The sequence below is a fragment of the Porticoccus litoralis genome (genome assembly GCF_030676955.1).
Lineage (GTDB): Bacteria > Pseudomonadota > Gammaproteobacteria > Pseudomonadales > Porticoccaceae > Porticoccus > Porticoccus litoralis.
In genome coordinates this window covers 500,682-524,541 of sequence record NZ_JAUUUU010000001.1, presented here as the reverse complement: position 1 = coordinate 524,541, position 23,860 = coordinate 500,682, and the positions used below count along the sequence as shown (strand labels likewise).

At 54.2% G+C, this 23,860-nt stretch carries 28 protein-coding genes and 4 tRNA genes; 20 read left to right on the top strand and 12 right to left on the bottom strand.

Features of this window, described 5'->3' with window-relative positions; translation table 11 throughout:
• Positions 1-18: 18 nt before the first annotated feature.
• The gene (gene mnmC / locus Q8A57_RS02665) at positions 19-2,082 is read right to left on the bottom strand and encodes a bifunctional tRNA (5-methylaminomethyl-2-thiouridine)(34)-methyltransferase MnmD/FAD-dependent 5-carboxymethylaminomethyl-2-thiouridine(34) oxidoreductase MnmC (RefSeq protein ID WP_305169372.1); all 2,064 of its coding nucleotides are present in this window, start codon (positions 2,080-2,082) and stop codon (positions 19-21) included.
• 92 nt (positions 2,083-2,174) lie between these two features.
• Here mnmC and Q8A57_RS02660 point away from each other — a divergent pair, with 92 nt between their 5' ends.
• On the top strand, positions 2,175-2,573 hold the full coding sequence (locus tag Q8A57_RS02660) for an MAPEG family protein (RefSeq protein WP_305169371.1): 399 nt from the start codon (positions 2,175-2,177) through the stop codon (positions 2,571-2,573).
• Positions 2,574-2,579: 6 nt separating this feature from the next.
• Here the strand turns inward: Q8A57_RS02660 and fldB are convergent, their stop codons facing one another.
• Together fldB and trmL are read right to left on the bottom strand one after the other, a co-directional pair.
• A complete protein-coding gene (gene fldB / locus Q8A57_RS02655; RefSeq protein WP_305169370.1) occupies positions 2,580-3,110 on the bottom strand; it encodes a flavodoxin FldB in 531 nt (176 codons plus the stop codon).
• 71 nt (positions 3,111-3,181) lie between these two features.
• Positions 3,182-3,646, bottom strand: a complete 465-nt coding sequence (gene trmL / locus Q8A57_RS02650) for a tRNA (uridine(34)/cytosine(34)/5-carboxymethylaminomethyluridine(34)-2'-O)-methyltransferase TrmL (RefSeq protein ID WP_305169369.1) — start codon at positions 3,644-3,646, stop codon at positions 3,182-3,184.
• A gap of 115 nt (positions 3,647-3,761) precedes the next feature.
• On the opposite strand from trmL, the gene Q8A57_RS02645 reads away from it, so the two are divergent.
• Positions 3,762-4,532 carry a VIT1/CCC1 transporter family protein gene (locus tag Q8A57_RS02645; RefSeq protein WP_305169368.1) on the top strand — a complete coding sequence of 257 codons (771 nt, stop codon included), beginning with the start codon at positions 3,762-3,764 and terminating at the stop codon, positions 4,530-4,532.
• Here Q8A57_RS02645 and Q8A57_RS02640 read toward each other — a convergent pair.
• A complete protein-coding gene (locus tag Q8A57_RS02640) occupies positions 4,529-5,047 on the bottom strand; it encodes a glycine cleavage system transcriptional repressor (protein ID WP_305169367.1) in 519 nt (172 codons plus the stop codon). The genes Q8A57_RS02645 and Q8A57_RS02640 overlap by 4 nt on opposite strands.
• Before the next feature lie 99 nt (positions 5,048-5,146).
• On the opposite strand from Q8A57_RS02640, the gene Q8A57_RS02635 reads away from it, so the two are divergent.
• The 4 genes from Q8A57_RS02635 to rlmM are packed head-to-tail and all read left to right on the top strand — an operon-like array spanning position 5,147 to position 7,867.
• Entirely contained in the window at positions 5,147-5,944 is a 798-nt protein-coding gene (locus Q8A57_RS02635; protein ID WP_305169366.1) for a class I SAM-dependent methyltransferase, read from the top strand.
• Positions 5,941-6,171 carry a YheU family protein gene (locus Q8A57_RS02630; RefSeq protein WP_305169365.1) on the top strand — a complete coding sequence of 77 codons (231 nt, stop codon included), beginning with the start codon at positions 5,941-5,943 and terminating at the stop codon, positions 6,169-6,171. Before Q8A57_RS02635 ends, Q8A57_RS02630 begins: the two co-directional genes overlap by 4 nt.
• On the top strand, positions 6,168-6,806 hold the full coding sequence (locus Q8A57_RS02625; RefSeq protein ID WP_305169364.1) for an alpha/beta family hydrolase: 639 nt from the start codon (positions 6,168-6,170) through the stop codon (positions 6,804-6,806). The genes Q8A57_RS02630 and Q8A57_RS02625 overlap by 4 nt, the downstream gene beginning before the upstream one ends.
• Complete coding sequence (gene rlmM, locus Q8A57_RS02620) at positions 6,800-7,867, top strand: 23S rRNA (cytidine(2498)-2'-O)-methyltransferase RlmM (protein ID WP_305169363.1); 1,068 nt, start codon at positions 6,800-6,802, stop codon at positions 7,865-7,867. The genes Q8A57_RS02625 and rlmM overlap by 7 nt, the downstream gene beginning before the upstream one ends.
• Before the next feature lie 148 nt (positions 7,868-8,015).
• Here the strand turns inward: rlmM and Q8A57_RS02615 are convergent, their stop codons facing one another.
• Complete coding sequence (locus Q8A57_RS02615) at positions 8,016-8,711, bottom strand: hypothetical protein (RefSeq protein ID WP_305169362.1); 696 nt, start codon at positions 8,709-8,711, stop codon at positions 8,016-8,018.
• 152 nt (positions 8,712-8,863) lie between these two features.
• Between Q8A57_RS02615 and Q8A57_RS02610 the strand changes: the two genes are divergently transcribed.
• The 4 genes from Q8A57_RS02610 to Q8A57_RS02595 are packed head-to-tail and all read left to right on the top strand — an operon-like array spanning position 8,864 to position 11,862.
• Entirely contained in the window at positions 8,864-9,331 is a 468-nt protein-coding gene (locus Q8A57_RS02610) for a gamma-glutamylcyclotransferase family protein (protein WP_305169361.1), read from the top strand.
• Positions 9,318-9,878 (top strand): elongation factor P hydroxylase, encoded by a 561-nt coding sequence (locus Q8A57_RS02605; protein WP_305169360.1) that lies wholly within the window; start codon positions 9,318-9,320, stop codon positions 9,876-9,878. The genes Q8A57_RS02610 and Q8A57_RS02605 overlap by 14 nt, the downstream gene beginning before the upstream one ends.
• A complete protein-coding gene (locus Q8A57_RS02600; protein ID WP_305169359.1) occupies positions 9,878-10,774 on the top strand; it encodes a 5'-3' exonuclease in 897 nt (298 codons plus the stop codon). Before Q8A57_RS02605 ends, Q8A57_RS02600 begins: the two co-directional genes overlap by 1 nt.
• On the top strand, positions 10,771-11,862 hold the full coding sequence (locus Q8A57_RS02595; RefSeq protein WP_305169358.1) for a 4-phosphoerythronate dehydrogenase: 1,092 nt from the start codon (positions 10,771-10,773) through the stop codon (positions 11,860-11,862). The genes Q8A57_RS02600 and Q8A57_RS02595 overlap by 4 nt, the downstream gene beginning before the upstream one ends.
• Before the next feature lie 52 nt (positions 11,863-11,914).
• On the opposite strand, the gene Q8A57_RS02590 is transcribed toward Q8A57_RS02595, so the two are convergent.
• A complete protein-coding gene (locus tag Q8A57_RS02590) occupies positions 11,915-12,091 on the bottom strand; it encodes a PA1571 family protein (protein ID WP_305169357.1) in 177 nt (58 codons plus the stop codon).
• 103 nt (positions 12,092-12,194) lie between these two features.
• Here Q8A57_RS02590 and Q8A57_RS02585 point away from each other — a divergent pair, with 103 nt between their 5' ends.
• On the top strand, positions 12,195-13,331 hold the full coding sequence (locus tag Q8A57_RS02585; protein WP_305169356.1) for an ATP-NAD kinase family protein: 1,137 nt from the start codon (positions 12,195-12,197) through the stop codon (positions 13,329-13,331).
• 149 nt (positions 13,332-13,480) lie between these two features.
• Here the strand turns inward: Q8A57_RS02585 and Q8A57_RS02580 are convergent, their stop codons facing one another.
• Positions 13,481-14,737 (bottom strand): pyridoxal phosphate-dependent aminotransferase, encoded by a 1,257-nt coding sequence (locus Q8A57_RS02580; protein ID WP_305169713.1) that lies wholly within the window; start codon positions 14,735-14,737, stop codon positions 13,481-13,483.
• Between the two features lie 89 nt (positions 14,738-14,826).
• On the opposite strand from Q8A57_RS02580, the gene msrB reads away from it, so the two are divergent.
• From msrB to queF, 6 genes are all read left to right on the top strand, one after another.
• Positions 14,827-15,222, top strand: coding sequence for a peptide-methionine (R)-S-oxide reductase MsrB (msrB, locus tag Q8A57_RS02575; RefSeq protein ID WP_305169355.1), 396 nt, complete (start codon positions 14,827-14,829; stop codon positions 15,220-15,222).
• A 147-nt stretch (positions 15,223-15,369) separates the two neighbouring features.
• A tRNA-Glu gene (locus tag Q8A57_RS02570) sits at positions 15,370-15,445 on the top strand.
• Positions 15,446-15,474: 29 nt separating this feature from the next.
• Positions 15,475-15,550: transfer RNA gene (locus Q8A57_RS02565), tRNA-Gly, on the top strand.
• Between the two features lie 263 nt (positions 15,551-15,813).
• On the top strand, positions 15,814-16,755 hold the full coding sequence (locus Q8A57_RS02560; protein ID WP_305169354.1) for an ABC transporter ATP-binding protein: 942 nt from the start codon (positions 15,814-15,816) through the stop codon (positions 16,753-16,755).
• Positions 16,752-17,525, top strand: a complete 774-nt coding sequence (locus tag Q8A57_RS02555; protein ID WP_305169353.1) for an ABC transporter permease — start codon at positions 16,752-16,754, stop codon at positions 17,523-17,525. Before Q8A57_RS02560 ends, Q8A57_RS02555 begins: the two co-directional genes overlap by 4 nt.
• A 1-nt stretch (position 17,526) precedes the next feature.
• The gene (queF, locus tag Q8A57_RS02550) at positions 17,527-18,354 is read left to right on the top strand and encodes an NADPH-dependent 7-cyano-7-deazaguanine reductase QueF (protein ID WP_305169352.1); all 828 of its coding nucleotides are present in this window, start codon (positions 17,527-17,529) and stop codon (positions 18,352-18,354) included.
• A gap of 36 nt (positions 18,355-18,390) precedes the next feature.
• Here the strand turns inward: queF and Q8A57_RS02545 are convergent, their stop codons facing one another.
• On the bottom strand, positions 18,391-19,767 hold the full coding sequence (locus tag Q8A57_RS02545; protein WP_305169351.1) for an adenylate/guanylate cyclase domain-containing protein: 1,377 nt from the start codon (positions 19,765-19,767) through the stop codon (positions 18,391-18,393).
• A 124-nt stretch (positions 19,768-19,891) separates the two neighbouring features.
• On the opposite strand from Q8A57_RS02545, the gene Q8A57_RS02540 reads away from it, so the two are divergent.
• Together Q8A57_RS02540 and Q8A57_RS02535 are read left to right on the top strand one after the other, a co-directional pair.
• Positions 19,892-20,449, top strand: coding sequence for a nitroreductase family protein (locus Q8A57_RS02540; RefSeq protein ID WP_305169350.1), 558 nt, complete (start codon positions 19,892-19,894; stop codon positions 20,447-20,449).
• 204 nt (positions 20,450-20,653) lie between these two features.
• Positions 20,654-20,741, top strand: a tRNA-Ser gene (locus tag Q8A57_RS02535).
• Between the two features lie 51 nt (positions 20,742-20,792).
• Here the strand turns inward: Q8A57_RS02535 and Q8A57_RS02530 are convergent.
• From Q8A57_RS02530 to Q8A57_RS02520, 3 genes are all read right to left on the bottom strand, one after another.
• Positions 20,793-21,428: a glutathione S-transferase family protein gene (locus tag Q8A57_RS02530; RefSeq protein ID WP_305169349.1), complete on the bottom strand. Its 636-nt coding sequence runs from the start codon at positions 21,426-21,428 to the stop codon at positions 20,793-20,795.
• A 184-nt stretch (positions 21,429-21,612) separates the two neighbouring features.
• Positions 21,613-22,323, bottom strand: coding sequence for a 16S rRNA (uracil(1498)-N(3))-methyltransferase (locus Q8A57_RS02525; RefSeq protein WP_305169348.1), 711 nt, complete (start codon positions 22,321-22,323; stop codon positions 21,613-21,615).
• A 30-nt stretch (positions 22,324-22,353) separates the two neighbouring features.
• Positions 22,354-22,430: transfer RNA gene (locus Q8A57_RS02520), tRNA-Arg, on the bottom strand.
• Between the two features lie 104 nt (positions 22,431-22,534).
• On the opposite strand from Q8A57_RS02520, the gene Q8A57_RS02515 reads away from it, so the two are divergent.
• Positions 22,535-23,323 carry a methyltransferase domain-containing protein gene (locus Q8A57_RS02515; protein WP_305169347.1) on the top strand — a complete coding sequence of 263 codons (789 nt, stop codon included), beginning with the start codon at positions 22,535-22,537 and terminating at the stop codon, positions 23,321-23,323.
• Here the strand turns inward: Q8A57_RS02515 and Q8A57_RS02510 are convergent.
• Positions 23,320-23,802 carry a J domain-containing protein gene (locus tag Q8A57_RS02510; RefSeq protein WP_305169346.1) on the bottom strand — a complete coding sequence of 161 codons (483 nt, stop codon included), beginning with the start codon at positions 23,800-23,802 and terminating at the stop codon, positions 23,320-23,322. The genes Q8A57_RS02515 and Q8A57_RS02510 overlap by 4 nt on opposite strands.
• Positions 23,803-23,860: the final 58 nt, after the last annotated feature.

The following is a 23,860-nucleotide window of genomic DNA, read 5'->3' as shown; positions in this document are numbered from 1 at the left end:
GATTGAAATTTGCTAGGGTTATAGTCGACCCCTTTTCATATCCCGAATAATAAACCGTCCCGGATGCACTGCCTGTCGCAATGGCAGTGACAGGGGTGGAACCTCCCGGCAAATCTCACTGGCAATTAATTCCGCGCACAGCGGGGCATAGCTCATGCCTCGGGAGCCGTGGCCACAATTCAGGTATAGCCCCGGCCAGGCCGGGCTTGCAACGGGAATGTGGGAGCGGGCGTTTTTGCGCAGCAGTGAATAGCTTTCCAGGAATTCCTCAAATTTCGGTGCTGGCCCTGCAATGGGCAGGTAATCCGGTGTGGTGCAGCGGAAGGCGGCGCGGCCATCAAGTTGTTCGGGGTTTACGGATGTAAACAGTGCCGCTGCTGTGGCATCGGTTCTTGCCAATTGCTGCAAATTTGTTTGGTGGTCCTCGGTGCGGACGTCGCTACTGGTCTCGCCGATATTGTAGGTGGCGCCCAGAGTATGGGTGCCGTTATTGGCGGGAGCCAAATAGCCCTCGCCGCAGATAACGGTTTTCAGGTTTCGGCTATCTGCCGTGGCGGGCAGGCAGCTGATCTGGCCACGAATCTGTTTTAACGGTAGGTGGCTGGTCTGCTCGAAGCGGTTGCTGTGGTATGCAGTGGCGATAATTGTTACCGGCGCCTCTGCCACTGGGTTATCAGCTTCATCCAGCGCCCGCCAGCATTCATCTACATAGATAAGGCGTTCAATGTGCGCGGTGCGCCGTTCAATCAGCGGGTGTTGTGCCAGTGACTCACAGGCCTCGGGTGGGTTGATCCAGCCCAGTTGCGGGAAAAACAGCCCCGTTTCGGCGCTGAGGTCTATTCCTGCTACATCGCTCAAGGCTGTGCCCTTGACCAACTGGACCAGTTGAGGGGGGAACTGCGTGGCAATTTCCTGAAATGTTTGCCGGTCCCGGTCTGTTTCCGGCAGCACCAGCACCCCGCAACGGCTGCCGCCATTGTTCAGAAATTGTTGGTGATAGCGGCTGGCATGGAGCAGTGCCATCAGGCCGAATTGCGCCAGGGGGGAGTGCTTGTTGGACAGTTTGGGGTAAATGATCCCTTGGGGATTACCGGAGCCCTCTTGTGCCAGCTCATCGTGGCGTTCAATCAGGGTGACGGCAATACCACGTTCCGCCAAAGCTCTTGCCGTTGCACAGCCTGCGATACCACCGCCCAGCACCAGAGCGGATTTCGGGCGTTTGAATTGGGGTGCCAGATACCAGGGTGGCTGGTGTTTGGCGTTGTAGGTCGCTGGTAGCCAATCTTTCTCTGTTGCTGACTCGCTGATGGGTTCGTCCATTTGCCCGCAGAGCATGTCCCGCTTGTGGCCGAAGCCCTGCACTTTCTGTACCTCGAAACCGACTGCCTGCAAACCGCGGCGCACGATTCCCGCAGCGGTAAAGGTACTGAAGGTGGTGCCGGGTCCGCTCAAATCGGCGATGGCCTGAAACAGTTCGTCGCTCCACATGGCCGGGTTTTTTGCCGGGGCGAAACCATCCAGAAACCAGGCGTCGATGCGCGGGTTGCCAGCTCGTCGAAACAATGGGTGGTCAGTGCCTTTGAGACTGGTGAACATCTCCCCGGCATCGCCATATAACAGGGTCAGGACGATGCGCTGGTCTGCCAGGTAAAGGCGATGGATGCCTGCCACCGGGGGTGGGTATTGTTCAGTCAGCTCGGCGGCCAGTGGCGATAACTCTGGCCACAGCGCCAGGGCTTTTTCGAGGTCGTTTTTTGACAGCGGATATTTTTCTGCCGAGACAAAATGTAGCCGGGCGTTTGGGTCATCGACCTGTTGTAGCCAACTGGCGGCGACGGTGAGGAAGTTAAGGCCCGTGCCAAAACCGGTTTCGCCGATGGTGAACTGTGTCTGTGGGAACTCACGCCAGCGCTGAGGCAAGCCGTTGTGCTGCAGGAATACATAACGGGTTTCTTCAATGCCACTGGCCTTGGAGAAATACACATCATCAAAGGCATCGGACAGCGGCTGGCCCTGCTCATCCCAGTGGATGGCGGCCTGTTGCACGGAGTCTGGAGGTGGCTCTGAGAATGGGTCTGACATGGGTATTTCCTGGCGGTGGGGCGCATTTTATCAGCAGAAGTCGGCTGTGGTTTAATTGATGCACATTCACGGCTGTTCAGGAGATTGTTGCCATGCCCAGTACCTTTAGTATGGAAGTGTCCGCCATCTATATGGCGTTGTGTGGAATTCTCCTGGTGGTGTTGGCTCTACGGGTGGTCCGCGGCCGTTTTAGTTGCCGGGTGGGTATTGGTGACGGCGACAATCGTGAGTTGAATCGGCGCATTCGTGTGCACGGCAATGCCGCGGAATACATGCCAATGGCGTTGCTGTTGTTGCTTGCTGTTGAAAATACCCTTAGCAGTACCTGGCCGGTGCATGCTCTGGGTAGCCTGCTGGTGGTGTGTCGTTTGCTGCATGCGTATGGTCTGGGCAAAAGTGCTGGCTCGTCGCCCCCGCGTTTTCTCGGTACGGCGGGCACCTTGACCATGATTTTGCTGTCAGCGGGGATTGTGCTGGCGAACAGTTTTTAGGGCTGCTCAGGCTCCGTCGAGACCGAATTCCCGACGAATTTGGGCGCACCAGGCTTTGATGCGCTGGTCGGTGAGATCGAACTGGTTTTCATCGTCGATGGCGAGGCCGACAAAATACTGTTCGTCCGTGGTAAGTGCCTTGGAGGCTTCGAAATCAAAACCCTCCACAGGCCAGTAGCCTACGGTGTTGGCGCCGAGGTTACGTACCTTGGCCCATAAATAACCCAGCGCATCGAGGAACCATTCCGGGTAGCCCACTTGGTCGCCCAGGCCGAAGAGAGCGATGGTCTTGCCGCTGAGGTCCAGTTCGTCAAGGTCGTCCCAGCAGTTCTCCCAGTCCTCTTGTAGTTCTCCGTAATCCCAGGTGGGGATGCCGAGAATCAGCCAGTCATAGTCTTCCATTTCGGAGACGGGTACGGTCTCGATATTGTGCACGTCCACGCCACCTTCTCCGAACTCGGCCGCAATTTTTTCAGCGACCATTTCGGTGTAGCAGGTGGATGAGCCATAAAACAGGCCAATGGGTGCTCGGGACATGGACGGGCCGATTCTCAAAGACGTTGGGGGGTGGATTTTACGGGTATTGCCCCGGGGGTGCATCTCACGGTTTAGATCGCACCTTGGAAGCCAAGTTGTCGCCAGGCCTCATAGACAATCAGTGCAGCGGCATTGGAGAGGTTCAGGCTGCGACTCTCTGCCTGCATGGGAATGCGCAGGACGTGATCGCCGGGTAATGCCTCGCGGAAGGCCGCCGACAGACCGCGGGTTTCAGGGCCGAACACCAGGGTGTCGCCAGCCCGGTAAGCAATATCGGTATAGCGGGTCTGTCCTTTGGTGCTGATGGCAAAAATACGATCGGGGCGCTGATTTTCCAGGAATGCTTGCCAGTTGCTGTGCACCTTGGCATCTTGCCACTCTCGGTAGTCCAGCCCGGCGCGACGCAGCCGCTTGTCATCCAGTTCAAAGCCCAGAGGCTCGATAAGGTGTAGATGAAATCCGGTATTGGCGCAGAGACGTATGATGTTTCCAGTGTTTGGAGGAATTTCCGGCTCGAAAAGAACAATATTCAGCATGGTTACGTACATCAATTTGGGTGTGCGCTATCATGCTACCCAAAGGCCTGTTTGGCCAGTCTGTCCCCCTGGCGGGATTCATTGCCCCACAAGCTGTATGTGGCAAGGAGCTTGAATGGAAAACCATGATCAACTGAGGGAACTGGAGGAATACCGTGCTCACCATCATCCCCACCTGATCGCGCAGCGACTGGAAGAGGGGCCGGACTCCGTATACCTGAAAGAATTTATCTATGGTGCCGTGGATGGTGCCATTACCACGTTTGCGATCGTCGCGGGTGTCGCTGGTGCCGGTATGTCGGCGGGTGTGATTATCATTCTCGGTTTTGCCAACCTGCTGGCTGATGGGTTCAGTATGGCGGTTAGCAATTACCTGGGCACCAAGGCCGAGAACCAGCATCGCGAGAAAATCCGCCAGCGGGAAATGGAAGAAATTGAGAAGTTTCCCGAAGGGGAAGTGGAAGAGGTTCGTCAGATCTACGCGCGCAAGGGTTTTGAGGGCGAGTTACTGGAAGAGGCGGTGGATGTGATTGTCTCTGACCGGGAAAAATGGGTGGATACCATGGTGCAGGAAGAATTTGGTCTGTCCCTGCAAAACCACAATGCTTTCAAAGCTGGTCTGGCGACTTTTGTGGCTTTCTGTGTGGTGGGCTTTATTCCGCTGACGACCTATGTTGCCAACTGGATCGTGCCGGGATTCATCAGCGAGCCATTTTTATGGTCCGCCCTGATGACCGTGGTAGCCTTTTTCTGGGTGGGGGCCATGAAAGGCCGGTTTGTGGACCAGCACTGGTTTATTTCCGGTATTGAAACCGTGGGCATCGGTGGTATTGCTGCCAGTATGGCCTATGGGGTTGGGGTGTTGCTCAGGGGGTTGGTGGGCTAGAGCGCGGGTTTTTCCAGCTCAACCATCAGGTCGTCGGAGACCTGCTCCAGTGCCGATTGCAGGCTGTCTCTGCTAAGGTCGGCAGGCAACTGCAGAATGGCGGTGGCGCGGAACAGGATTTCCGAACTCATGGGGGCATCTTCACAGCAGGTATCCAGCTCTTCCACGTTGACCTGTAGGCGTGCCAGGATGGCGGAAATTTCCCCGACAATCCCCGGTCGATCATTGCCGACGACGGTTAGCAACAGAGGTTCCCCCGTAGACTCCTGAACACTGGAACAGGGTTCGGCGGTGACGCGAATACCCAGTGACTGCAGGCCGTTGAGGCTATCGATGAGCCTGCCCTGTTTCTCCTCGGCAATATCTACCAGCAGAATGCCGGCAAACTTGCCGCCCAGGCGGGACATGTTGCTTTCCAGCCAGTTGCCACCTGTTGCGGCCACGGCGTCGGCAATACGCTCGACAATGCCGGGTCGGTCATCTGCCATAATGGTCAGTACGAGATAATGTTTCATCGGTTTGTTGGCCCCCGGTATTTTCTGAGTATTATGTCCCATCTCCCTGTCACAGACCATGACGTTAAAAACCATGAAAGGATTTCAGGAGTTAGCAACATGATTAAATCAGTCCGATACACCCCATGGTTGGCTCTGATGGTGCTGTTTTGTGCCGTTGCACAGGCCAATCCGTTGCAGGGCGAACACCGCACACCTGAATTTGCCGAGCGGGATGTATGGCGTCACCCGGCGGAAACGCTCGCATTCTTCGATGTTGAACCCGCTATGACTGTGGTCGAGATCTGGCCGGGCGGTGGCTGGTACACCGAAATTCTGGCGCCATTAATGCAGGAAGGCACGTTTTATGCGGCCCACTTTCCCACGGGTATCGGGGTAAAATTCTACGACTTGTCCCGGCAGCGATTCGAGGAAAAGCTGCTTTCTCTCCCCAAGGTTTATGGCAAGGTGAAGCTGTCTACCTTTGATCCGGTCCGCGGTCAGTTGCTAACTCCGGAAGCTACGGCCGACAGGGTGCTGACGTTTCGCAATGTACATAACTGGCTGCGCACAGGCAGTGAACAGCAGGCTTTCAATTTGTTTTACCAGGCCTTAAAGCCGGGTGGCATTCTGGGGGTGGTAGAGCACCGGGCGAAGGAAGGAACGACCCGGCAGGCCATGCTTGCCAGTGGTTACATGACTGAGGCCTATGTGATTGAGCTGGCAGAAAATGCAGGGTTTGTCCTGGACGCAAAAAGTGATATCAACGCCAATCCAAAGGATTCTGCGGATCACCCGGCCGGGGTCTGGACATTGCCGCCGACCCTGCGTTTGGGGTCGGAAAACCAAGAGAAATACCTCGCCATCGGTGAAAGCGATCGCATGACTCTGAAATTCAGGAAGCCTGAAACGCTGTGATTGAAATCCCTATGGACCACTTGTCGCCCGAGCTGCTGGAGGCGGTAATCGAGGATTTTGTCTCCCGGGAGGCAACAGACTACGGTGTTCATGAGGTGGATTTTTCCGTTAAGGTTGCTCAGGTCAAGCGGCAGATTGCCGCAGGTGAGGTCGTGATTACCTTTGACCCGGACTCCGAAACCTGTAACCTGCTCACCCGACACCAATTCCGACAGATACAACCATGAATTACCTGATAGATCGCGGCGGGGCAGGCCAAAGCTGCGGCACGTTGATTTTTGCCCATGGTGCAGGTGCGCCAATGGACAGTGACTTTATGTCTGCTCTGGTCAGGGGTATTGCCGGGCATCAAATCAGCGTGGTGCGTTTTGAATTTCCCTATATGGCACAGCGACGTTCGGGTGGCAGCAAACGACCCCCGGATCGCCAACCGGTGCTGCTGGATTGCTGGCGGCAAGTGGTGGCAGAAATTCGCGATTGTCAGGAGCTTGTCGGCCCGCTAATGATTGGCGGCAAGTCCATGGGTGGCCGCATGGCCAGTCTTGTGGCTGACGAGTTGCAGGTCGATGGCCTGTGCTGTTTTGGATTTCCTTTTCATGCACCGGGCAAGCCGGAAAAAATGCGAGTGGAGCAGTTTGCCGGTATGGTCACCCCAACGAGAATTTTTCAGGGTACCCGAGATGCCTTTGGCAAGCCGCCGGAGCTTGAGGCGGTGGCATTCAGTCCCGCGGTGCAGCTGTGCTGGATTGAAGATGGCGATCACGACCTGAAGCCGCGCAAGAAGTCCGGGCTGACCCAGCAGCAGCACCTGGATGATGTCGCTCTGAAGGTACGGGATTTTGCCGGGAGTTTGTCGTGTTAAATCACCTGCTGCTGTATTGCCGCCAGGGCTTTGAAAAAGAAGCCGCCGCAGAAATTGCCAATCTTGCAGATCAGGTCGGGGTCTATGGTTACGTAAAAACCTCGGAAGGCAGCGCGCATGTCTGTTATGTCACCCATGATGCCGATGGTGCCCTACAGTTGCTGCGACAGCTGGATTTTCACCAGTTGATGTTTGTCCGCCAGTGGTTTGCTGCGGCACCCCTGCTGGATGATTTGCCTGAACAGAATCGAATCGGCCCCCTGCTGGAATTGGTGGAAGAGATTGTTCCCGGCAAGCTGGCAGACTTCAGTGTCGAATATGTAGACACCAACGAAGGCAAGGCGCTGTCGGGATTCTGCCGAAAAATAACGGTCCCGCTGCGACAGGCGCTGAAAAAGAAGAATCTGATAAAAGCTTCCGGTAAATACCGGCTGCACCTGCTGTTTCTCTCAGGACGCCAAGCCTGGATGGGCATCAGTACGATGGAAAACAGCAGCCCCTGGACAATGGGGATTCCTCGCCTGAAGGTGCCAAGGGATGCACCCAGTCGAGCTACCCTGAAGCTGGAAGAGGCCTGGCATTTTTTTATCCCCGAGGAGGAGTGGGCTGATCGACTGAAGGCGAGAACCCGCGCCGTTGACCTGGGCGCAGCTCCGGGGGGATGGACCTACCAGCTGGTGGCGCGCGGCATCTCGGTTTATGCCGTGGATAATGGCCCCATGGCGCCAGAGTTAATGGCAACCGGAATGGTAGAGCATATTCGCGAGGATGCGTTTCTCTACGAACCCCGCAAGCCTGTGCAGTGGCTGGTCAGCGATATTGCCGATAAACCCGCGCGAGTTGCAGATCTGGTGGGGCGCTGGTTGTCTAAAGGCTGGTGTCGTGAAGCCATCTTCAATCTTAAGTTGCCGATGAAACAACGTTTTCAGGCGGTGCTGGATTGCCGGGAGCGGATCGCTACACGCATGGATGAAACCGGGGTTCGTTATGAATTACGTTTTCGGCAGCTTTATCACGATCGGGAAGAGGTGACAGGCCATATCCGCTGGTTTTCGGATTGACCAAAGCTGGGTTGCAACAGGGAAAAATTGAGGGGGAGAAAAGCCTGTCCGGAGTTGGTTGACTACTCCGGTTTTTTCAGGGGGTGACAGCCCGCCGCCTGTGGGCGGACCCGTCAGCCGACCAGCATCAGGGGCTGGTCAGGTCAGCTCAGGACTCAACCAGCATGGAGATTGCCGCCAGCGCATCCGGATCTTTCGCCTTGATCTTGTTGGCGATGTGATGCTGGAAGAAATAGCGGAAAGTCTCTTCATCCTTGGCCGAGTAAAGGCATTCATCGCCGGGCAGAACTGGTGTGCTGATGACTTTATCATCATCAATCAGCATGCCCCGGACAACACCATCACTGAGCAGCTGCCAGCTGACCACTTCTTTCAGCGTAATGCTTTTGAAGCCGTCTTCTGAAAGCACTGCATGGGTGCCGATAGTGTCGGGAAGCTCCTGCACCACGTCCTTGTCACTGTCGCATTCGAATTCGTAGTATTCGGCAGCGGTTTCCAGCTCCAGAACCTTGTGAATGGGGGCTTCGAAAAACACCTCGTCTATACCTGGGTCGTAGTAACCTTCCCAGTGACCGTTAAGTGGGTCCTGAATTTCTGTGCAGGGCATGATGTCATCAAGCCAGGGCACCAGGCCCACCACTTCACCGTCTGCGCGGAGCGCCCAACACAGCACTTTAATGCTGAACAACTTGTTGGGGTGAGCCTCGTTGGAATAGATCATTTCCAGACCATCGAGTTCAGGAGCGAGACGAATGATGCGACGATTGTAACGGGAAGAGTAGGGTTTACCCGAGAAGAGATCCACCACGTTATCCGTGTTGTGATCGGGTGTTGAGGTAGTCATAATACAGCCTCCTCAAATGGCAGTTCGATCACGACCAGAAGGACTGTGTCCTGGTCTGGCCGGGACCTTGTAGGGGGAGTCTAAATAACAGCGCCCCACACAAGATAAAGTACTACCGATTAACTTCTAGCACAATACCTTGGGTATATTTTGTGAGCTACTATTTTGCTTATGGCTCAAATATGAATCCTGAGCGGATGGCTAAACGGGCACTGCAGGTCGTGGATTTGTGCCCCGGCTGGCTGGACGGCTTTGGCCTGCGTTTCAATAAGCGCTCGAGACATGACGCACTGCTGGCTTGTGCCAATATTGTCTATGCAAAGGGTGAACGCGTTGAGGGTGTGTTATATCGCCTGGCTAATCATCTGGAGATTGCCAAGCTGGACCCTTTTGAAGGTACGCCCTACATGTACAGCCGGGAAATGTTTCCTGTGCAAACAGAGGCAGGGGTTATTCCAGCCTGGACCTACATCGCCAACCCTGCTGTGATCGACAATAATATTCTCCCGGCACGGTGGTATGTGGAACACCTGCTTGCCGGACGCGAATTTCTCACCCGGGAATACCTGCAACGAATTGATAACACACGCTGTCGTGAGAGTGTGGATGTCATCTGGTAACAGCGAATACTTTGATCCTCGCACCTGGCAGTTGATCGATATTTTTGATCGGTTGTTCGCGGGCAGTTGTAACACCCGCTTGATTGCCATGGGTGATGAACCGGTTTACTACCCTGCCGATGACGCATTTGCTTATCACCGGCTGGTTTTTCGCCACGATTACTTCTCCAGTGCCCTGCATGAAATTTCCCACTGGTGTATCGCGGGTCCAGAACGTCGGGAACAGGTCGATTTTGGCTATTGGTATCAACCGGACGGTCGCACGGAAGCCCAACAGCAGGCGTTTGAGCAGGTGGAAGTAAAACCCCAGGCGTTGGAGTGGATGCTCTCCAACGCAGCGGGACATCGTTTTCGAATCAGTGCAGATAATCTCAGTGGCGGTATCGGTGCCAGTGAGGCCTTTGTCGAGGCGGTGGCTCAACAAGCACGTTACTGGTGTGACATGCCCATGCCGACCAGGGCGGCACAGCTTGCTGAAGCACTGGTGGAATCTTTTGGTGGTACAAATTACAGTCAGCCCCACCAATATGATGTGGCCAGACTCTAATGCTATTGCCGCTCTACCTGATTGATGCATCCATTTATATTTTTCGCCATTACTTCGTGTTGCCGGAACGCTGGCACAGCGAAGAAGGATTTCCTACGCAGGCTGTCTATGGTTACCTTGGTTTTCTGCTGAGTTTGTTGGAACAACGACAACCGAAAAATATTGTCGCTGCGTTTGATGAAAGTCTGGGCAGTTGTTTCCGAAATGACATCTATCCACCCTACAAAGCTAACCGGGTACTGCCCGACGAGGCCCTGGCATTTCAACTGGCGGCCTGTGTCGAGGTGACCGGTTTGCTCGGTATTGCCGGTCTCGCCAGTAACAGCCACGAAGCAGATGACATTATTGGCACCCTCGCACGGCGAGGGCAGGCGCAGGGTCAGCAGGTGATTGTGATCAGCGGCGATAAGGACCTGGCCCAGCTGCTTAAAGCTGACGATCTGATCTGGGATTTTGGACGCGGCGATGCCAGGGACCGCCAAGGGGTTATGGACACTATGGGTGTGTGGCCTGAGCAGCTGGCCGATTATCTGGCACTGGTGGGTGACCCGGTGGACCATATTCCCGGCGTTCCGGGTATTGGGCCGAAGACCGCCACGGCTTTGCTGGACCACTTTGGCTCTCTGGATAAAATATTGACTGCTGGCGATAGGTTGGCAGAAGCGGCGGTACGAGGGGCTTCCCGGTTACCGGAAAAAATTGAAAGTCACCGGGAGCAACTGGCGGTGGTCAGGCAGCTTACCGGCATCGCTGAAGATGCGCCCATTGGTGAGCCTGCCGTTGAGCGCCGCCGCGCACACTTGTCAGAACTCGCTGATTTTTGTCAGCGCATGGGGTTTGATCAGCGTATATTTCAGCGGATACAGCGGTTCACAGGAGAAGCCAATAACCAGTGAAAATTGTCGCCGATGAAAATATGCCCCTGGTGCGGGAACTATTCTCACCCTACGGTGAGGTGACAACCTGTCCCGGTCGGGAAATAGACAGCCAGCAGGTAAAGGATGCCGATGTTTTGTTGGTGCGCTCCATTACCCGGGTCAATGCGGCCTTACTGGAAGGCAGCCGCGTACGCTTTGTCGGCTCTGCCACGGTCGGCGTCGATCACGTGGACCAGCATTATCTGGAGGGTCGCAACATTGCTTTTGCCAATGCCCCTGGTTGCAATGCCAATGCTGTAGTCCAGTATGTGTTGTCTGCCCTGTTTCGGGTACGACCTGACTGGCTGAGGCAAACCGTGGGCATTGTTGGTTGTGGCAATGTGGGTGGACGTCTCTACCGTACTTTGAAAGCACTCGGAGTTGACTGCCGTTGCTACGATCCATTCCTGACGGTGGAACAAATTCCCGATAAATGTTCATTTGAGGAGGTGCTGGATGCCAGCATTCTCTGCCTACATACACCTCTGACGTCAAGTGGTCCACATCCGACCTATCACCTCTTCGATGAGCAGGTGCTCCGTCGCTTTTCTCCTGGAGGACTGTTGCTGAATGCCGGTCGCGGGGCAGTGGTGGATAATGCCGCACTGCTGGAATTGCTGCCGGAATATGCCTGGCAGGTGGTGCTGGATGTGTGGGAAAACGAGCCTACGGTTTCACTGCCGCTGTTGCAGGCCGTCAACATTGGTACACCGCATATTGCTGGCTACAGCTGGGATGGCAAGATCAATGGCTCGCGGATGGTGCGAGATGCCTTCTGTGACTGGTTGGGTGAATCGCAGCCCTGTAGTTCTGAAAAAACCGAGATTATCGATCTGATTCAGATGTCCTCGTTAGGCAAAGCTGTGCTGGCCGTTTACGACGTGGCAGGGGATGACAGGCAAATGCGGGCCGAGCTTCTGGGTAAGGGTGAGTCAATTGGTATGGCCTTTGACCAGCTGCGCAAGAGTTATCCCCAGCGCCTGGAGTTCCAGCATTATCGGGTCAGGGGTTGCAGTGATCGTACGCTGGAGCAACAACTTGCCGCACTGGGTTTCAGGTCAGGTTGATTGGTGCTGTTGATGGGGAAAAGGGATGCCGTAAGGACGTCTGGCCGGTCTATTACTGTTTGAGATCGTTGGGTTTGTCAGCGGTTTCTTCCTCCAACTCTTCAAAGGCTTCTTGAACCATATCTTCAGTAATTGGAATTTCATTGCCATTTTCATCAATGACAGCGGCCCCGTGAAAGTCCGGTGGCTGTGTTGTATCTGATGTGTTGTCTTTGGGTTGCTGGCTCATGTCAGTCAATAATGCTCAATTTGCTTTTTGCTGAACATACCATGTTTGGTTGTGGGGGCAAGCCTCAGGTTAAAATCTTTTTATAAAAAATGTGGAGTAGTTAGTGTTTAGACTGGGTTTGATCATCAACCCCCTGGCCGGGCTGGGTGGGCCTGCAGGCTTGAAGGGGAGCGATGGCCGTGAAACCGCGCGTGAGGCTATACGTCGTGGCAGCGAGCCCCGTGCTCCGCAACGGGCATTGCGAGCGCTGCGGATGATAGCCGAAACGCTGAATCTTGAAACGATTCAGCTGCTCACAGGCCCCGGCTCCATGGGTGAAATCGTTGCCAGGGAATGTGGGTTTAAGCCACAAGTGGTGGGTGAGGTGCATTCCGGGGAAACCACGCCCGAAGATACTGAACAGGTGGCGGCAGCGATGGTGTCTGCCGGGGTGGACCTGTTGTTGTTTGTGGGAGGAGATGGCACGGCCCGCAATATTTGCAATGCCGTCCCGGCACAACAACCCGTACTGGGTGTGCCCGCCGGGGTGAAAATGCAGTCAGGTGTTTATGCCATTACACCAGAAGCGGCCGGCGAGCTGGTGGGGTTGTTGGTTCGCGGACAATTGGTGGATATCCGCCCCCAGGAGGTACGGGATATCGATGAACAGGCGCTGCGCGAGGGGCGTGTCAAATCCCGCTATTACGGCGAATTGCTGGTGCCCGGAGCGGGCCAGTTTATGCAGCAGGTCAAGTCCGGTGGCCGGGAAGTGGAATCGCTGGTGTTGAAGGATATTGCGGACACGCTTCTGGAGGAGATGGCTGATGATTGTCTGTATATCATTGGTCCCGGTTCTACCACCGCAGCCCTGATGGAAGAGATGTCTATTGCGAATACCCTACTGGGGGTAGACCTGATCCGTAATCGCCAGCTGTTGGCTGCCGATGTCAGTGCTGGTGATATTGAACGTGCGCTGCAGGTACACCAGGGGCCAGTGAAAATTGTGATCACGCCTATTGGCGGTCAGGGGATTTTGCTGGGGCGCGGCAACCAGCAGTTAACCCCGGACATTCTGAAACGGGTCGGGAGGGATAATCTGTTGGTGGTGGCCACCAAGACCAAGATTACTGAGCTGGGTGGTAGGCCGTTGCTGGTGGACAGCAACGACCCGCAGTTGGATCAGTCACTGGCAGGTTACTTGCCGGTACTGACGGGCTACCGGGATCGAATCCTTTACCCGGTAGGCCTGGCAGCCTGTTGAAAAGCTATCTGCGTGGCTTCCGCGTCGTTAACATTGGACTCAAAATACTCATTTATGAGTTATAAACTCCGCTTTTTCGTCCAATGTTGCCTAGCATAACCGGCCTCAAAAACGTTTTTCAGTAGACTGCCGGGTACTGAATCGATTGGTTAGGGCGCGACCTGCGCCAGCGTGGCCTTTTGTTTAGGGTTGTTCTGGCGATACTTCTCGAGGAATCGTGCCAAACGGGCAATGGCCTCTTCCAAGTCATCTTCACGGGGCAGGAACACGATGCGGAAATGGTCCGGGTTCGGCCAGTTAAAGGCCGTACCTTGTACCAGTAAAATGCGCTCCTCCAATAACAGGTCCAGCACTAGCTGCTCGTCATCTTCAATGGGATAAACTTCCGGGTCGAGCCTGGGGAAGAGATACATGGCAGCTTTGGGCTTCACACAACTGACCCCGGGGATGTCATTTAACAGTGTCCATGCTTTTTCTCGCTGCTGGTACAGGCGTCCGCCCGGTGCGACCAGGTCGCCAATGCTCTGATAACCTCCCAGGGCCGTCTGGATCGCATACATGGCGGGCACGTTGGCGCACAGACGCATGGAAGCCAGCATTTCTATGCCCTGGATGTAACTTCTGGCACGGTGCTTTGCTCCGCTCACCACAAGCCACCCCGAACGGAAGCCAGCCAGACGATAGGTTTTTGACAGGCCATTAAATGAAATACAGAGTACATCCGTGGCCAGTGTACCCATCGGCACGTGCACCGCATCATCGTAGAGGATGCGGTCGTAGATTTCGTCGGCGTAAATAATCAGGTCATGTTTGCGAGCCAGATCGACAATCTGCTCGAGTACCGTTTTGCCGTATACCGCTCCCGTCGGGTTGTTGGGATTGATGACCACAATACCGCGGGTTCTGGGTGTGATTTTACTGGCGATATCGTTAATGTCCGGTTGCCACTCGTTGTCTTCATCGCACAGGTAGTGCACCGCCTTGCCCCCGGCCAACGTGACGGCGGCAGTCCAAAGCGGGTAATCCGGAGCTGGCACCAGAATCTCATCACCATTATTGAGCAGAGCCTGCATGGCCATCACAATCAGCTCACTGACCCCATTGCCCAGAAAAATATCGTCGATTTCGACGTTGGGAATGCCCACCAGTTGACAGCGTTGCATGACGGCCTTGCGTGCACTGTAGATACCCTTGGCGTGGCAGTATCCCTGGGCTTTTGTCAGGTTATGAATCACGTCGTGAATAATCTCATCCGGTGCTTCCAGCCCAAATGGCGCTGGATTGCCGATATTGAGTTTTAGGATCCGCAGCCCTTCTTCTTCGAGGCGGTTGGCATGATCCAGTACCGGCCCACGAATGTCGTAGCAAACGTTGTCCAATTTGTCGGATTTCTTGATATGGTGCATAAATAACCGCTGTTGGTGGTCAAACCTTGAGTAAAAACTCATTGTATATCAAAACCCTGTCATAACTAATAATTCTGTGAGGTGCAAAAATGGCGGATGGTGAAAAGTATGATGATGAATACTGGCGCGATAAGCTGACTCCGGATGAATATCGTATTTGTCGGGAGAAGGGCACAGAGCGACCTTTCACCGGCGAGTACAATGCCGAGAAGTCGGCGGGCATCTACTATTGCAAGTGTTGCGGTGAGTCGCTGTTCCATTCCCAACACAAGTTTGATTCAGGTTCCGGGTGGCCAAGTTTTTACCAGGGAGTGGCGGCTGGAGTTATCGCCGAGCACCCGGATATGAGCCACGGCATGATCCGCACTGAGATAACCTGTGCCCATTGTGGCTGCCACCTGGGACATGTGTTTGATGACGGCCCGGCCCCCACCGGGACACGGTATTGTGTCAATTCTGCATCGTTGACGTTTGAAAAAGAGTAGGTTCATTGGCTAGTGCGCGGGCTTCACGCGTGGTGCTGAGGTGGTGGTCACCCCGGGTTTTTATGAGAGGCGATAAAAAACCACTGTAAGCTTGACAGCATCAGTCCTGCTTCTTAGAATGCGCGCCTCTCTTGATGAGATGCACGTGTCCCGTTCGTCTAGAGGCCTAGGACACCGCCCTTTCACGGCGGTAACAGGGGTTCGACTCCCCTACGGGACGCCACTTTTTTATCGTTTATACTGGTAAAAAGTGCGGGAATAGCTCAGTTGGTAGAGCGCAACCTTGCCAAGGTTGAGGTCGCCGGTTCGAACCCGGTTTCCCGCTCCAGTTTATCTCTCCTTTTTCATACTCCTCTAAGAAACTCCTTTTTCTGCGTGGTATTACACTGACAGCTGTGTTGTCAGTCTGTAGTTCCGCTGGTGGAGAAGGCTGCTTTTTCAGAATAGTAGCTGCGTCATGTGTCCCTGGTTTACGACGCCACGGGTTTTTTCCCACAAATTTCTTTAGACTAGCGTTCGGTGTGCTGTTCAGTAATACGCCCTGTGGATTGCCGGGCAGCCGCCAGGGCTTTTCGACAGGTTTGGAGTACTATGACTGCCGCACTCTCTATCAGTGATCTTCACAAATGCTATGACAACGGGTTTGAAGCCCTCAAGGGTATTAGCCTTGACGTTCAGCAGGGTGATTTTTTCGCCGTGTTGGGGCCTAACGGCGCTGGCAAATCCACCACCATCGGCGTCATCTGTTCGCTGGTGAAGAAAACCAGTGGCAAGGTCTCCGTATTCGGTACCGATATCGATGACAACTTCTCCCTGGCCAAGCAAAACATCGGTGTAGTTCCCCAGGAATTTAATTTCAACCAGTTTGAAAAAGTCTTTGATATCGTCAAGACACAGGCCGGTTATTTTGGGTTGCCATCGAAGCTGGCAGAAGAGCGCACTGAAAAATATCTGAAGCAACTGGGGCTCTGGGATAAACGACATCAGCGTTCGCGAATGCTGTCCGGCGGAATGAAGCGGCGGTTGATGATTGCCCGCGCCCTGGTGCACGAACCCCGCTTGCTGATTCTCGATGAGCCGACGGCAGGCGTTGATATTGAGCTGCGCCGTTCCATGTGGCAGTTCCTGCGTGACATTAATGCCCAGGGTACGACCATTATTCTGACCACTCATTACCTTGAGGAGGCAGAGAGCCTGTGCCGGAATGTCGCCATCATTGATCGCGGTCAGATCATTCAGAACACCACCATAAAAGCCCTGCTTAAGCAGCTGAACAAGGAGGTGTTTATTCTCGATACCCGGGAAGAGCTAGGCGAATTTCCAGCCATTGACGGCTATCCGGGACAGCTGCTCGACGACCACAGCTTTGAGGTGGAAGTGGAAAAGCACCAGTCACTCAATGAGCTGTTTGCCAGCCTCAGTGAGCGGGGCATCCATGTCACCAGCATGCGCAATAAGGCCAACCGTCTGGAGGAGCTGTTTGTGTCACTGGTGGAGTCGCACAACGGTGGCAAGCAGGAGGTGCAGCCATGAATGCCCGGCAGCAGTGGGTGGCGTTTTACACTATCCTGGAAAAAGAAATCCGTCGTTTCATGCGCATCTGGCAACAAACGCTGTTGCCCCCTGCCATAACCATTGCCCTCTATTTTGTCATTTTCGGGCGCTTGATTGGCCCCCGCATCGGTGAAATGTCCGGCTTCAGCTATATCGAGTTTGTGGTTCCCGGCCTGATCATGATGTCGGTGATTACCAACTCTTATTCCAATGTGGTGTCGTCTTTTTTCGGCACCAAATTTCAACGCAGTATCGAAGAGCTACTGGTATCACCGGTGCCCAACTACATTATTCTGCTGGGCTATGTGATCGGTGGTGTGGCGCGTGGGCTGGCTGTCGGGGTGATCGTGACATTGTTATCCCTGTTCTTTACCAAGTTACAGGTCAGCCACTTGGGCATTACCATCGCTATCGTATTTCTCACCGCGGTATTGTTTGCCCTTGCGGGATTCATTAACGCCGTTTTCGCTAACAGTTTTGATGATATTTCCATTATTCCCACCTTCGTGCTGACACCGTTGACTTACCTGGGCGGAGTGTTCTATTCAATCGGCATGCTGCCCGCTTTCTGGCAGGGCGTCTCCCAGGCCAACCCTGTGCTATATATGGTCAATGCCTTTCGCTATGGGTTGCTCGGTGTTTCCGATATCAACGTGGTGTGGGCCTTCATCATGGTGATGGCATTCTGTGTAGTGCTGTTTGTCTATTCACTCTATCTGCTGGAGCGCGGCAAAAGGCTGCGCAGTTGAGGTGACTGTGGTCGATAAGCCCTTGTTGCTTGGCGCTGAAACCGAGTATCCGGATCAGTACAGCCCGCAACTTCTGCAACCGATTGCCCGGAGTGAAGGGCGTCAGGCGTTGGGACTGGAAGGAGAACCTAAATTTTTCGGTTTTGATCTCTGGACTGGCTACGAGCTTTCCTGGCTGGATATGCGCGGCAAACCCGTGGTGGCTGTGGTAGAGATTTCCATGCCATGCCACACAGAAAACCTGGTGGAATCCAAGTCCCTCAAGCTTTACCTGAACTCGCTTAATCAGGAACGCTACCACTCACCCCAGGATGTGGCGACGTTGCTGGAAAAGGATATCTCGGCATGCGTTAACGGGCCGGTTCAGGTGGGAATTCATCCCGCAGACACTTTCAGGCACCGGGGTATAGGCTCATTCCCTGGTACCTGTCTGGATGAGCTGCCGATTGAGGTCGACAGTTATTCTCCGGATGCCACACTGTTGGCGCTCACCGGTCAGCGAGAGGTCGTGACAGAATCGCTTTACAGCCATCTGCTGAAAACCAACTGCCCGGTGACCGGCCAGCCTGATTGGGCCAGTATCCTGATTCGCTATACGGGCTGGCCCATCGAGCATGAGGGGTTGCTGCGCTATCTGATTTCCTTCCGAAATCACCAGGATTTTCACGAGCAGTGTGTGGAGCGAATCTTTACGGAGATCAATGAGCTCTGTGCGCCGGATCAGCTGGAGGTTTACGCCCGCTACACTCGGCGTGGTGGCTTGGATATCAACCCCTACCGCAGTTCCATTAAAAGCGATGCACCCCGTATCCGCCTTTCCAGGCAGTAACGCTGGTTAATAGGGCTTTCAGGGCTTTCAGGGCTTTCAGGGCTTTCTGGTTTTCTGCAGGTGTTCTGCCGCTTCCAGCAGGGAACGCAGGATCTTGTCCTGGTCGTAATTGCGGATGCGGTCGGTGTCCATGTAGAACGAAAAACCGTCGGTAATATGTTCGAAATAGCGGTGGGCACCCTTGAGATTCTTGCGCAGGTCGATGGCCGCATAGGCCTTAACCGGATGTTGAAAGCCTTTCACCTGGATTTCACCGCGCTCTTCGCACAACACTAATTCTTTGATCAGCGAGTAGGTCTCGTGTGAGATCAGGATTTCACCTGGCTGCGCGGCGGACTCGAGACGGCTGGCAAGATTCACTTCGGTTCCGAGCAGTGTGTAGTCCAGGCGGTCTTCGGTACCAAAATTGCCCACCGCACAGTAACCGGTATTAATACCCATACGGATTTCCAGAGGCTTGCGAATACCTTGGTTGGCCCAGCGCTGTTGCAGCTCTTTCATGTGTTTCTTCATGTCGATGGCCATGGAGACTGCCGCCAGGCAATCTTCCTTGGCTCCCTTGGTACTTGGGTCACCAAAGAACACCATCACGGCGTCACCGATAAACTTGTCGATGGTTCCACCGTGCTTGAGTGCGATCTGCGACATTTCTGTCAGGTAATTATTGAGCAGGTTGGTGAGGGGTTCCCCTTCCATTTCCTCCGCCAGTTCACTGAATCCTTTAATATCGGAAAAGAAAATGGTTAGCTTGCGGCGGTGGGTTTCAAGCTTCACATCCTTGCCGGACTGAATCGCTTTGAGCAATGTTGGAGAAAGATATTTAGACAGGCGGTAATTGCGAAGTTTCAGCTGAATCTGCTGCTTCTCTAACTGGCTGATTTTTTCATGCTGATCGTGCATCTGCCGCAAGCTGTTCCGGCCGAATATGCAGGCATAGACTCCCAGGGCGATCAGGGGCGGCAGGCATACCGCCAGAGAGACTTCCGTTGTCCACCACAGCTGCAGGGCAAACATGGTCGCCGCAATGCCGATTACCATTGCCAGGTTGTCGATAACCAGCTTTTGCCAGGTGCCGTTAGCCAGGGCATTAAATTGCAGGGCTAGGAAAAATATCAGGGAAGGTATGGGGCTCAGTTGCAGGAAACCCAGCACGCAGCCCAGCAAAAGGGCGTCGATAAAGGCAAACAACCGGCAGACTGCAGCACGCCTGGATTCATCAAAGCGCTGCAACAGTCCATTTGCAGAGGCGATATAGAGTGCTGCCAGAAGCATAGGCAGCGCTTTGGTCAGGTCTTGGCTCAGGGCCTCATGACTGAGGGCAATGGCGGCAATACCAGCAAAGCCATTAAGAAAACGAAACAGGCCCTGATAACGGATCAACCTTGCGGTCTCTTTCGAACTCTCTTCATTCATCCTGTAAGATGTTGCCCCGACATGCCATCCAGTGCGGCTAATTACACGATGTCTGGCTGTAAATGTCCATGTTTGTCCCAGGTGGTGATCGGGATGGTCGTTTCTAACCGAGGAAGATCTATAGATGGATGCCATTAAAGCGTTGCACGAACGCATCTCCTGTCCGAGATTGTCGGCACCAGCCCCTGCCGGTGAAGTGCTGGCCAATATTCAGAAGGCGGCTTTCCGGGCGGCTGACCACGGGCGAATGCGGCCATGGCGTTTTCTGGTTTTGGAGGGAGACGGACTGGTGGCACTGGGCGAATTATTTGCCCATGCGGAGACAGTAAAGAATCCGGATCTGAGTGACAAAGAGCGCCAACGTGCTCTTGGCAGACCACTGAGGGCACCCATGGTGATTGTGGCCATTGCCAGTCCAAAGGCCAACCTGAAAGTGCCTGAGATTGAGCAGGTTATCTCTACTGGTGCAGCAGTGCAGAATATGATTACTGCAGCGTACGCGCAAAATGTCGGTGCAATCTGGCGTACCGGTGACTATGCCTACGACCGCAATGTGATGGACGGCCTGGGGCTTAGACAGGATGAGAAAATCGTAGGGTTTCTTTACCTTGGCACCATGGAGTTCACACCACCCCCCGCACCGGAAGTGGAGGTCTCTGAGTATTTTGCGAACTGGCCGTGATCGTTGCTTTTTTGGGGGTGCTTGTGTACAGTTGCGGCCCTCAAAAAGTGCGGTCAAATGCCCGGAATCATTGATTCAGGCAGTTTCGCAGAGAGCGCCGGAGCTTGTGACGGCGACCCGAAGGGCGAGGGGAGTATCCCCGAGTAACGAGTACGCCTGGCGTGCTTATCCTGAGAGTAAAAAAACAAGCAGACAGTTTTATCTGGTGAGGTGTCCGAGTGGTCGAAGGAGCACGCCTGGAAAGTGTGTATACGGAAACGTATCGAGGGTTCGAATCCCTCCCTCACCGCCAAAAATAAAAAGCCCGGCTCAATGCCGGGCTTTTTTGTTAAACATCGTTTGTTCAGGCTTTCGCGCTGGGTCTGGCAGAGACTTCCTCGTACCAGCGCAGGCTGTTGGTATTTTTATCCGGAATGGTGATGTCCACCCACTTGGCGAAGTCCACGGCACATACGGCGGTGATATCCACCATGGTAAAACGATCACCGGTGATGAATTCATTCCCGTCCAGGAATTTTTCCAGCCAGTAAAAGAAACGGTCGAGGGATTTTTTACCGCGGTCAATGAGCCCCGGAATTGCCGGGGTGTCGCCGGCGCCAGGCAGACTGCGGTAGCAAAAGCTTTCATTGTCGGGCTGGTTGCGGAATACCTCTGAGGTCGCAATCATTCCGTCAAATTCCATTTTGCGTTGCAGGCATTCAATCTGCGCCCGCTCTACCGGGGTGGTTCCCAGTAGGGGTGGCTCGGGATATAGTTCCTCAAGGTAACGGCAGATGGCCATTGCCTCGTCAAAACGGGTTCCGTCGTCAAGCTCCAGCACGGGAAGCAGGCCTCTTGGGTTAATCGCGAGAAAGCTCTCTTTCAGGTTTTCTCCACCCAGGATATCCACTTCCACTTTGGGGATATCGAGGCCTTTTTCGGCGATGAACATCCGGGCTCTTCTGGGGTTGGGTGCTACCGCGCAATCGTACAATTTCATCAGTGACTACCTCTTTATTATTTTGATGTTGAACTTGTGGGCGTGCTGACCATGCTCAAAAGTTGACTGGTCAGTCTGGATAGAAAAGTAAGATACCGATTCTGATAGTTTTTAGCAAATGCTAATGCCCGACCTTTTTGGAGGGGTTTAATGAGTGTATTTAGAGGGTGTAAGCGAGGCCTTGTTATTGAAACAATCTGCCGAGAATAGCTGGAATAGCCGTTTCCACACGCAGAATACGCGCGCCCAGAGTCACCGCATCAAACCCGGTTTCCTGAAATTTTTGGATTTCGTAATCAATAAACCCCCCTTCAGGTCCCAAGGCCAGCACCAGGTTGTCCTGAACTGAGGTGGGGCAAGGCATCTCGCCAGAGGGATGTGCGACCAGTGCCATGTTTCCGGCCACCAGTCCGGGTAATTCGTCCTCTACAAAGGGTTTAAAGCGCTGCCTGATGTGTACCTCGGGAAGCAGTGTGTCACAGCCCTGTTCAAGCCCCAGCAACAACTGTTCACGGATGGCGTGTTCAGAGAGAAAAGGACTCTGCCAGTAGCTTTTCTCTACTCGCCAGCTATTGATCAGGTACAGCTGTTTGACACCCATAGTAGCGACAGTCTGCAATACACGGCGCAACATTTTCGGCCTGGGCAGAGCTAGCAACAGGGTGATGGGCAGCGGGGGAGGTGGTGCTTTGTCCAGGGATACTTCCAGCTCCGCCAGCGTCTGCGACAACTGTAGGATGCGGGCCGTGCCCATGCTTCCATTGAGAACCCCGGCTTTCAACGTGTCACCGGTTGTGACCCCGTGAACGTCTTGCATATGTTGCAGGCGGCGTCCCTGCAACTGAACCCGATTTTCATCGATAAAATCACCGGGTTCCAAAAGCAAAAGGTTCATCAGGAAATGCCCGAAGGGGTGAATAATATATGGCGCCCCGGAGAGGATTCGAACCTCTGACCTGCCCCTTAGGAGGGGGCCACTCTATCCAGCTGAGCTACCGGGGCGAAGACATATGGTGACAGCGCGGGTATTCTAGCGTTCGCACCAGTTGGCGGCAAATGACAGCCCCACGAGCAGGTAATTTTCACAAGGGACCTACCGCGACGCTATGCAACAAGACCGAAACTTTGATGATCTTGCCGAGCGCTTTCAGCGCAAAATTTATGGTGGGCTGAAAGGCGAAATTCGTTTGGCTGTTCTTTGGCGTGACCTGGAAAGCGAAGTGCCGACACTGAAAGAGGGTCGGCCTCTGCGGATTCTGGATGTGGGCGCAGGGTTAGGGCAGCTGGCCATCCGTTTGGCGGCTATGGGTCATGATGTTGTGGTCAATGATATTTCCGCTGAAATGCTTGCCATTGCCCGGGAGGCCGCCAGAAAAGAGGGCGTCGAGGGTCTTATTCAATGGCATCACGGAGCCTTCCAGCAGTTGCCAGCCCTTGATCTGGGTACATTCGATGTGGTGCTTTGTCATGCTGTGATGGAGTGGCTGGCAGAGCCGGAAACTTTACTTCCAGTATTGAAGCAGTTTCTCACGCAGGGCGGTGTGTTGTCCCTCAGCTACTACAACCGCCATTCACTGGAATACCGCAACCTGATCCGCGGCAATTTTAATCTGCTGGAACGTGAAAATCTGGCAGGTAATCAGGGATTCAGCGCTGATCCCGGTAGCCTGACGCCCGGCAATCCACAGTCTCCCGAGCAGGTTGGTCGTTGGGTCGAGGAAGCCGGTCTGTCGGTGATGGCCACCAGTGGTGTACGGGTGTTTTCTGATTATGTGACGTCACCCCGTGGTGGCAATACCGTGCCAGAGGCCGTGGTTGATATGGAGTTACGCTATTCGCGCCGCGAACCTTATTTGTGGTTGGGTCGGTATATACATCTGTTGCTGAAAAACTAGCCGTAGCGCTTTAGCAGCAGGTCTCTGGCGGCATTCAGCTGCGATGCAATGTAATCGTTGCCACCGCGGTCGGGGTGGAGTTTCTGTATAAGCCGTTTGTGCGCCATGACGATGTCTTCTCGGCTGGCACCGGGTTTCAGTCCTAGCAGTTGCAGTGCCTCATGCTCGGTGAGAATCCGGTTTTCCTGCGATGCCGGGGGCTGCTGTTGTTGACGCTTTTTCAGCCACAATTGGAGGAAAGGGAGGGAGCGCATCAGCAATCCGAGCAGGACCTTGGCAAACGGTATAACGGCAGTGACAGCGGCGACAATCCAGTGAACGCGCCCTGTGGCTGCCAGAAGTAGAACGATACCCAGCACCGCAAAGAACCCTGATCGCATCAGGAAATTACGGCGTTTTTCCGGAGATAATCTGATTAATTGTTGCCAGGCGACGTAGGCGAGAATCCCCAACGCCAGCAACAGAATAATACGTGCCACGTTAACCGTCCGTTAGCTTTAACTCAAAGTCTAACAGGAACCCTGGTAAGAAAGTGAG

Coding starts and splice junctions, on each gene's coding strand:
- mnmC (WP_305169372.1), bottom strand. CDS start 2,082: ATGTCAGACCCATTCTCAGAGCCACCTCCAGACTCCGTGCAACAGGCC.
- Q8A57_RS02660 (WP_305169371.1), top strand. CDS start 2,175: ATGCCCAGTACCTTTAGTATGGAAGTGTCCGCCATCTATATGGCGTTG.
- fldB (WP_305169370.1), bottom strand. CDS start 3,110: ATGTCCCGAGCACCCATTGGCCTGTTTTATGGCTCATCCACCTGCTAC.
- trmL (WP_305169369.1), bottom strand. CDS start 3,646: ATGCTGAATATTGTTCTTTTCGAGCCGGAAATTCCTCCAAACACTGGA.
- Q8A57_RS02645 (WP_305169368.1), top strand. CDS start 3,762: ATGGAAAACCATGATCAACTGAGGGAACTGGAGGAATACCGTGCTCAC.
- Q8A57_RS02640 (WP_305169367.1), bottom strand. CDS start 5,047: ATGAAACATTATCTCGTACTGACCATTATGGCAGATGACCGACCCGGC.
- Q8A57_RS02635 (WP_305169366.1), top strand. CDS start 5,147: ATGATTAAATCAGTCCGATACACCCCATGGTTGGCTCTGATGGTGCTG.
- Q8A57_RS02625 (WP_305169364.1), top strand. CDS start 6,168: ATGAATTACCTGATAGATCGCGGCGGGGCAGGCCAAAGCTGCGGCACG.
- Q8A57_RS02615 (WP_305169362.1), bottom strand. CDS start 8,711: ATGACTACCTCAACACCCGATCACAACACGGATAACGTGGTGGATCTC.
- Q8A57_RS02605 (WP_305169360.1), top strand. CDS start 9,318: ATGTCATCTGGTAACAGCGAATACTTTGATCCTCGCACCTGGCAGTTG.
- Q8A57_RS02600 (WP_305169359.1), top strand. CDS start 9,878: ATGCTATTGCCGCTCTACCTGATTGATGCATCCATTTATATTTTTCGC.
- Q8A57_RS02590 (WP_305169357.1), bottom strand. CDS start 12,091: ATGAGCCAGCAACCCAAAGACAACACATCAGATACAACACAGCCACCG.
- Q8A57_RS02580 (WP_305169713.1), bottom strand. CDS start 14,737: ATGCACCATATCAAGAAATCCGACAAATTGGACAACGTTTGCTACGAC.
- msrB (WP_305169355.1), top strand. CDS start 14,827: ATGGCGGATGGTGAAAAGTATGATGATGAATACTGGCGCGATAAGCTG.
- Q8A57_RS02560 (WP_305169354.1), top strand. CDS start 15,814: ATGACTGCCGCACTCTCTATCAGTGATCTTCACAAATGCTATGACAAC.
- Q8A57_RS02555 (WP_305169353.1), top strand. CDS start 16,752: ATGAATGCCCGGCAGCAGTGGGTGGCGTTTTACACTATCCTGGAAAAA.
- Q8A57_RS02545 (WP_305169351.1), bottom strand. CDS start 19,767: ATGAATGAAGAGAGTTCGAAAGAGACCGCAAGGTTGATCCGTTATCAG.
- Q8A57_RS02540 (WP_305169350.1), top strand. CDS start 19,892: ATGGATGCCATTAAAGCGTTGCACGAACGCATCTCCTGTCCGAGATTG.
- Q8A57_RS02530 (WP_305169349.1), bottom strand. CDS start 21,428: ATGAAATTGTACGATTGCGCGGTAGCACCCAACCCCAGAAGAGCCCGG.
- Q8A57_RS02525 (WP_305169348.1), bottom strand. CDS start 22,323: ATGAACCTTTTGCTTTTGGAACCCGGTGATTTTATCGATGAAAATCGG.
- Q8A57_RS02515 (WP_305169347.1), top strand. CDS start 22,535: ATGCAACAAGACCGAAACTTTGATGATCTTGCCGAGCGCTTTCAGCGC.